The following is a 524-nucleotide window of genomic DNA, read 5'->3' as shown; positions in this document are numbered from 1 at the left end:
TGGCGGACTCAGCAGGATTCGAACCTGCGACCGCTCGGTTCGTAGCCGAGTACTCTATCCAGCTGAGCTATGAGTCCGTGGTGGTAGTTTTAGACCAGATTACCACTGGTGGGGTGAAGCAGCTTTGCAAGCAGAGCCACTTCAAAAGTGGCGGACTCAGCAGGATTCGAACCTGCGACCGCTCGGTTCGTAGCCGAGTACTCTATCCAGCTGAGCTATGAGTCCGTGGTGGTAGTTTTAGACCAGGTTACCACTGGTGGGGTGAAGCGACTTTGCAAGCAGAGCCACTTCAAAAGTGGCGGACTCAGCAGGATTCGAACCTGCGACCGCTCGGTTCGTAGCCGAGTACTCTATCCAGCTGAGCTATGAGTCCGTCGTTGGTAATTTTAGACCAGGTTACCACTGGTGATTTGAAGCAGCTTTGTAAGCAAAGCCACTTCAAAAGTGGCGGACTCAGCAGGATTCGAACCTGCGACCGCTCGGTTCGTAGCCGAGTACTCTATCCAGCTGAGCTATGAGTCCGT

General features: G+C 53.8%; 4 tRNA genes. All 4 read right to left on the bottom strand.

The window, feature by feature from the left end:
• The 4 genes from FS665_RS23145 to FS665_RS23130 all read right to left on the bottom strand — a co-directional run bounded on the left by FS665_RS23145 (position 1) and on the right by FS665_RS23130 (position 522).
• Positions 1-77, bottom strand: a tRNA-Arg gene (locus FS665_RS23145).
• A gap of 71 nt (positions 78-148) precedes the next feature.
• Positions 149-225, bottom strand: a tRNA-Arg gene (locus tag FS665_RS23140).
• A gap of 71 nt (positions 226-296) precedes the next feature.
• Positions 297-373, bottom strand: a tRNA-Arg gene (locus FS665_RS23135).
• Positions 374-445: 72 nt separating this feature from the next.
• Positions 446-522 (bottom strand) — tRNA-Arg (locus tag FS665_RS23130).
• Positions 523-524: the final 2 nt, after the last annotated feature.

The organism is Pseudomonas sp. URMO17WK12:I11 (assembly GCF_007677725.1).
GTDB lineage: Bacteria > Pseudomonadota > Gammaproteobacteria > Pseudomonadales > Pseudomonadaceae > Aquipseudomonas.
Note: the sequence above shows the minus strand (reverse complement) of the source record. Positions and strands in the feature narration are given on the sequence as shown.